Source organism: Isoptericola sp. NPDC056578, from assembly GCF_042793275.1.
Lineage (GTDB): Bacteria > Actinomycetota > Actinomycetes > Actinomycetales > Cellulomonadaceae > Isoptericola.
Genome location: NZ_JBHTVC010000106.1, coordinates 1 through 6,398, shown reverse-complemented (window position 1 = coordinate 6,398; position 6,398 = coordinate 1). Strand labels below are relative to the sequence as shown.

Genomic DNA, 6,398 nt, shown 5'->3' with positions numbered 1-6,398 from the left:
CTACCTAAAACGTCGGGCGCCCTCGTCGTCTTTTATTAAGCGACCCCGGCGGGGCGGCGATCACGGCCGGCGCGCCGGTGGCCACCAGGAGCGCGGCGGTCGGCCGCCGCCGTCTGCCCGGGCGACGGCTCAGCCGCGGGACGTGCCTCGGGTCGTCCGACGACGGAGCGCGACGAGGAGCGCGCCCGCACCGAGCAGGGCCGCGGCCGCGGCGGCGACGAGGCCGACCTGCGCGCCGGTGCGGGGCAGCGCGTCCTCGGCCGGTCGGTCGGAGGACGACGGCGTGGGCTCCGCGCCGGCCACGGCCGCCGCGGCGGCGAGGTCGTCGTCCGGGAGCGTCGTGCCCTCGTCGCTCCCGCCGACGGGAGCCGCGCCGTCCGCGGGGCTCTCGCCGTCCGCCTCCGAGGCCGGTGACGTCGTGGACGGGCCGGGGGTGGCGTCCTCGGTGGTCGTGGGGGACGGCTCCGTGGTCGGCGCCGGGGTCTGCGACCCGTCCCCGCCGTCGTCGCCGTCGCCCTCGTCGGTGGCGCCGCCCGGCGGGGTGACCGCGGGGAGGTCGACGCACTCCCCGGACCACGGGTAGTTGTGGTGCTCGATGCCGTGCCCGCCCGTGTAGGAGACGTCGCCCGCGGCGAGGACCCGGCCGTTCGTGCTCGTCGCGACGGTGAGGGTGCTGTCCGTGCCGGGGACGACGAGGCTGCCCGGGAGCTGGCCGTTCGTGCCGAGGTCGACGGAGGAGGCGTCGGGGAAGGACCACAGGAGGGACCTGCCGAGGAACTGGGTGGCCTGGTAGACCCGGTCGCCGGCGACCTCGACGTGGTCGAGCGTCATCGACACGGCTGCCCCCGAGACCGTGATCGTGACGGGCTCCCTCCCGTCGATCCTGAGGACCTGGAGGTCGCGCGCCTCGGCGGCGGTGATCCGGTAGGAACCGGGGGCCCGCAGGGTCAGCACCCCGCTCTCGGGATCGACGTCGGTCGCCGACGCCTCGGCCTGGTCGGACAGGGCGCGCGCCAGGGCCGGGTAGCCGGAGTAGGCGGCGAGCGCGGCCTCGCGTCCGACCTCCGCGCGGACGCTGCCCCGGGCGCGGTCGACGAAGGACTCCGTGCTCACGTCGCCGACGATCCGTCCGCCGACAACGACGTTGCCGCCGCCGGGAGTGTTGAAGCCGACCTGGAGGCGCGGTCCGGCCGCCAGGTCACCGCCCACCACGAGGTGGTCGCGGCCGCCCGCGGGCGCGATCGCGGAGCCGCCGCCCCCGGCCGTGCCGACGTTGAGGGAGTCGGGGCCGCCGTCGCGTGCGAGGTCGGCGTCTCCCGCGACGACGACCCTGCCCTCGAGCTCCTTGGCGCGGGAGACGGCGAGGTCGCCGCCGACGTAGATGCCGACCCCGTCGTCCACGACGACGGCCTCGTCGTAGACGCCGACGGGACGGTCGGCCCCCAGGTCGGCGCACCACGCGACCGGGGCCGCGCCGTCGGTCGCGAGGGCGGCGACGGGGGCCAGGGCCGGCGCGGCGACGAGCGCCGCGCACGCACCCAGGACGACCGGGCGACGCAGGGTGACACGGGGGACACGGGGGACACGGGGGGCGACGGCGGGCATAGGTCTCCACGGGACTCGGGCGCGCCGCGAGGGCGCGGGCGGACGTGCGGTGCCCGGGCACGGGCTCGCCGTCACCCTAGGGTTACGACTCTTTCCTTACAAAAGAATTGTCGGAAATTCACCCCCTGTCCGGGTCGTTCCCCGGGGCGGCAGTGGGTGTCGGGGGCGCGCCGTACGGTGGTGCCATGCGACCCGTGACCGACCTGCAGCGTGCGGTGGCCCCCTTCGAGGTGGTGTCCGACTACGAGCCCTCGGGAGACCAGCCCACCGCCATCGCGGACCTCGCGTCCCGTGTGCAGGCGGGCGAGAAGGACGTCGTCCTGCTCGGCGCGACCGGCACCGGCAAGAGCGCGACGACGGCGTGGCTCATCGAGAAGCTGCAGCGGCCCACGCTCGTCATGGCGCCCAACAAGACGCTCGCCGCGCAGCTCGCCACCGAGTTCCGCGAGCTGCTGCCGAACAACGCCGTCGAGTACTTCGTGTCGTACTACGACTACTACCAGCCCGAGGCGTACATCGCGCAGACGGACACCTACATCGAGAAGGACTCGTCGATCAACGACGAGGTGGAGCGGCTGCGGCACTCGGCGACGTCGTCGCTGCTGACCCGGCGCGACGTCATCGTCGTCGCTTCCGTGTCGTGCATCTACGGCCTCGGTACCCCGCAGGAGTACGTCGACCGGATGGTGCGGCTCGACGTCGGCGACGTGGTCGACCGGGACGACATGCTCCGTCGTTTCGTGCAGATGCAGTACACGCGCAACGACCTGGCGTTCACGCGCGGGACGTTCCGCGTGCGCGGCGACACGGTGGAGATCATCCCGGTGTACGAGGAGCTCGCCGTCCGCATCGAGATGTTCGGCGACGAGATCGAGTCGATCCAGACCCTGCACCCGCTCACGGGCGAGGTGATCCGCAACGAGCAGAGCGTCTACCTCTTCCCGGCCACGCACTACGTCGCGGGCCCGGAGCGGATGGAGCGGGCGATCGGCGGCATCGAGGCCGAGCTCGCCGACCGCCTGGCGGACCTCGAGCGGCAGAACAAGCTGCTGGAGGCGCAGCGGCTGCGCATGCGCACCACGTACGACATCGAGATGATGCGCCAGATCGGCACGTGCAGCGGCATCGAGAACTACTCGCGGCACATCGACGGCCGCGAGCAGGGCTCGCCCCCGAACACCCTGCTCGACTACTTCCCCGAGGACTTCCTGCTCGTCATCGACGAGTCGCACCAGACCGTGCCCCAGATCGGCGCGATGTTCGAGGGCGACATGTCGCGCAAGCGGTCGCTCGTGGAGCACGGCTTCCGCCTGCCGAGCGCGATGGACAACCGGCCGCTGCGCTGGGAGGAGTTCGTCGAGCGGATCGGGCAGACGGTCTACCTGTCCGCGACCCCGGGCGACTACGAGCTCTCCATGTCCGACGGCGTCGTGGAGCAGGTCATCCGGCCCACCGGCCTGGTGGACCCGCAGGTGGTCGTCAAGCCGACCACGGGTCAGATCGACGACCTGCTGCACGAGATCCGCGAGCGCGTCGAGAAGGACGAGCGCGTGCTGGTCACGACCCTCACCAAGAAGATGGCCGAGGACCTCACGGACTACTTCCTCGAGAAGGACGTGCGCGTGCGATACCTGCACTCGGAGGTCGACACGCTGCGTCGTGTCGAGCTGCTGCGCGAGCTCCGGCTGGGCGAGTACGACGTCCTGGTCGGCATCAACCTGCTGCGCGAGGGCCTGGACCTGCCCGAGGTGTCCCTGGTGGCGATCCTCGACGCCGACAAGGAGGGCTTCCTGCGCTCCGAGCGGTCGCTCATCCAGACGATCGGTCGCGCGGCGCGCAACGTCACCGGCCAGGTGCACATGTACGCGGACAAGATCACGCCGGCCATGCGGTACGCCCTCGACGAGACCGACCGCCGACGCGCGAAGCAGGTGGCGTACAACGAGGAGCACGGGATCGACCCGCAGCCGCTGCGCAAGAAGATCGCGGACGTCACCGACATGCTCGCCCGCGAGGACATCGACACGCAGGAGCTGCTGTCCGGCGGGTACCGCAAGGCCCCGGCGTCCGCGCAGGGCAAGGGCCGCGCGCCCGTGCCGGGCTCGCCGAAGGAGGGCGCCACCACCGGCAACAGGCTCGCCGGCGCCGCCGCGGGCGAGCTCGCGGAGCTGATCCAGGAGCTCAGCGACCAGATGCACGCCGCCGCCGCGGAGCTGCAGTTCGAGGTCGCGGCGCGCCTGCGCGACGAGATCGGCGGGCTGAAGAAGGAGCTGCGGCAGATGCAGGCCGCGACGGCCTGAGCGGCGCGAGCCGTGCGCCGCGGCAGGCGGCGATCGCGTCGTGACATGCGCGGATGGCCGGTCCGAGGTCTCATGTAAGGTGTGCGGGTTGGAGGGGAGTACCCCGCCCACGGTGAGGTCGTCATCACGTCCGGCACGGATGCCGGACCGGCCTCGTCGGCCCGGACGTCAGGCTCGCAGCCGCTCCGGGTGGGGAAGACCTCCGGTGCTCAGTGCTACGTACCGGAGGAGTTTCCATGGATGTGCCCGTCTGGGTCTGGATCGTCACCGTCGGCGTGATCCTCGCCATGCTCGCGGTCGACTACGTCGGCCACGTGCGCACCCCCCACGCCCCCACCCTGCGCGAGTCGGCCACGTGGTCCCTGGCCTACGTCGCGGTCGCGGTCGTGTTCGGCGTGATCGTGTGGATCGTGTGGGGCGGGACGTACGGCGGCGAGTACTTCGCCGGGTACATCACCGAGAAGTCGCTCAGCGTCGACAACCTGTTCGTCTTCGTCCTGATCATGACGAGCTTCCGGGTGCCCCGGGAGTACCAGCAGCGGGTGCTCCTCATCGGCATCACGATCGCGCTGGTGCTGCGCACGGTGTTCATCATCGCCGGCGCCGCGATCATCGCGAACTTCGCCTGGGTGTTCTACATCTTCGGCGCCTTCCTCATCTGGACCGCGATCGCCCAGGCGCGCTCGGGCACGGGCCACGACGAGGAGTGGAACGAGAACGGCCTGCTGCGCCTGACGCGCCGGGTGTTCCCCACGACGGACTCCTACGTCGGCGACCGGATGACCACGAAGATCGACGGCAAGCGGTTCATCACGCCGATGCTCATCGTGATGGTCGCGATCGGCAGCGCCGACCTCCTGTTCGCGGTGGACTCGATCCCCGCGATCTTCGGCCTCACCCAGGAGACGTACCTGGTGTTCGCCGCCAACGCGTTCTCGCTGCTCGGCCTGCGCCAGCTCTACTTCCTCGTGGACGGGCTCCTCGACCGGCTCGTCTACCTCAACTACGGGCTGGCGGCGATCCTCGGCTTCATCGGTGTCAAGCTGGTGATCCACGCGCTGCACACCAACGAGCTGCCGTTCGTCAACGGCGGTGAGCACGTCGAGGCCATCCCCGAGATCCCGACCACCCTGTCGCTGGGTTTCATCGTGGTGGTGCTTGCCGTCACGACGATCGCCTCGCTCGCCCGTGACCGGCGCGACCGTCGGGCCCGCGCGGTCGTGGCCCCGTCCTCCGAAGGAGATGCATGATCCACGAGCTGCCGATCTGGTTCGAGTGGGCGTCGCTCGCGGCGCTGATCGTCCTGCTCGCTGTCGACCTCGCGATCGTCGGCAGGCGCCCCCACGTGCCGAGCATGAAGGAGAGCGGCCTGTGGGTCGGCTTCTACGTCGCCCTGGCACTGGTGTTCGGACTGGTCGTGCTCGCCGTGGGCGGCTCCGCCCCTGCCGGGGAGTTCTACGCCGGCTGGCTCACCGAGTACTCCCTGAGCGTGGACAACCTGTTCGTCTTCGTCATCATCATGTCGCGGTTCGCGGTGCCGAAGCAGCATCAGCAGATGGTGCTGATGGTCGGCATCATCATCGCGCTGGTGCTGCGCGGCGCGTTCATCCTCGCCGGTGCGGCGATCCTCGAGCAGTTCGTGTGGGTGTTCTACCTCTTCGGCGCGTTCCTCATCTACACGGCCGTGAAGCTGGTGGCGGGCGGTGACGACGAGGAGGAGTTCAAGGAGAACGTCGCGATCCGCCTCCTGCGCCGCGTGCTGCCGGTGAGCAAGGAGTACGACGGCGCCAAGGTGCGCACGGTGGTCGACGGCAAGAAGCTGTTCACCCCGATGCTCGTCGTGTTCGTGGCGATCGGCTCGACGGACCTGCTGTTCGCGCTCGACTCGATCCCGGCGATCTTCGGGCTGACGAAGGACCCCTTCATCGTCTTCACCGCGAACATCTTCGCCCTCATGGGGCTGCGGCAGCTGTACTTCCTGCTCGGCGGTCTGCTCGAGCGGCTGGTGTACCTGCCGATCGCCCTGGCCGTCATCCTCGGGTTCATCGGCGTCAAGCTCATCCTCGAGGCGCTGCACACCAACACGCTCTCGTTCATCAACGGGGGCGAGCACGTCGCCTGGGCCCCCGAGATCCCGATCTGGCTGTCCCTGACCGTGATCCTCGGCTCGATCGCGATCGCCACCGTCGCGAGCCTGGCGAAGACGCGGCGCACGGCCGCGGTGGCCGCGAAGGAGACGGCCCCGACGGACGCGACCGGCCCGGAGCCGTTGTCGACGGCGGTGACTCAGGACGCGGAGCCGGAGTCCAGCTCCTCGTCCGCCTCACCGGGGCCGGAGGCCACGGGGCGCTGACGACACGAGCGCGGGCCCGCGTACACCGCCGACGTCGGTATCCGCGGCGGCCGGATCGTCGTCGTCGCCGAGCCGGGGGCCGTCGCCGAAGAGGCCGTCACCAGCGAGGACGCCGACGGGCTCGTCCTCGCCCCCGGCTT

Annotated in this window: 4 protein-coding genes; 3 read left to right on the top strand and 1 reads right to left on the bottom strand. The window is 70.9% G+C overall.

Annotated elements, in window-relative coordinates; translation table 11 throughout:
• Nucleotides 1–129: 129 nt before the first annotated feature.
• Entirely contained in the window at nt 130–1,605 is a 1,476-nt protein-coding gene (locus ACFQ80_RS22330; protein ID WP_430565182.1) for a choice-of-anchor A family protein, read from the bottom strand.
• A gap of 185 nt (nt 1,606–1,790) precedes the next feature.
• On the opposite strand from ACFQ80_RS22330, the gene uvrB reads away from it, so the two are divergent.
• From uvrB to ACFQ80_RS22315, 3 genes are all read left to right on the top strand, one after another.
• Entirely contained in the window at nt 1,791–3,905 is a 2,115-nt protein-coding gene (gene uvrB, locus ACFQ80_RS22325) for an excinuclease ABC subunit UvrB (protein WP_430552004.1), read from the top strand.
• 236 nt (nt 3,906–4,141) lie between these two features.
• A complete protein-coding gene (locus tag ACFQ80_RS22320) occupies nt 4,142–5,155 on the top strand; it encodes a TerC family protein (protein WP_430552003.1) in 1,014 nt (337 codons plus the stop codon).
• Nucleotides 5,152–6,258: a TerC family protein gene (locus ACFQ80_RS22315; RefSeq protein WP_430565181.1), complete on the top strand. Its 1,107-nt coding sequence runs from the start codon at nt 5,152–5,154 to the stop codon at nt 6,256–6,258. Before ACFQ80_RS22320 ends, ACFQ80_RS22315 begins: the two co-directional genes overlap by 4 nt.
• The last annotated feature ends 140 nt before the right edge of the window (nt 6,259–6,398 follow it).

Coding starts and splice junctions, on each gene's coding strand:
- ACFQ80_RS22330 (WP_430565182.1), bottom strand. CDS start 1,605: ATGCCCGCCGTCGCCCCCCGTGTCCCCCGTGTCCCCCGTGTCACCCTG.
- uvrB (WP_430552004.1), top strand. CDS start 1,791: ATGCGACCCGTGACCGACCTGCAGCGTGCGGTGGCCCCCTTCGAGGTG.
- ACFQ80_RS22320 (WP_430552003.1), top strand. CDS start 4,142: ATGGATGTGCCCGTCTGGGTCTGGATCGTCACCGTCGGCGTGATCCTC.
- ACFQ80_RS22315 (WP_430565181.1), top strand. CDS start 5,152: ATGATCCACGAGCTGCCGATCTGGTTCGAGTGGGCGTCGCTCGCGGCG.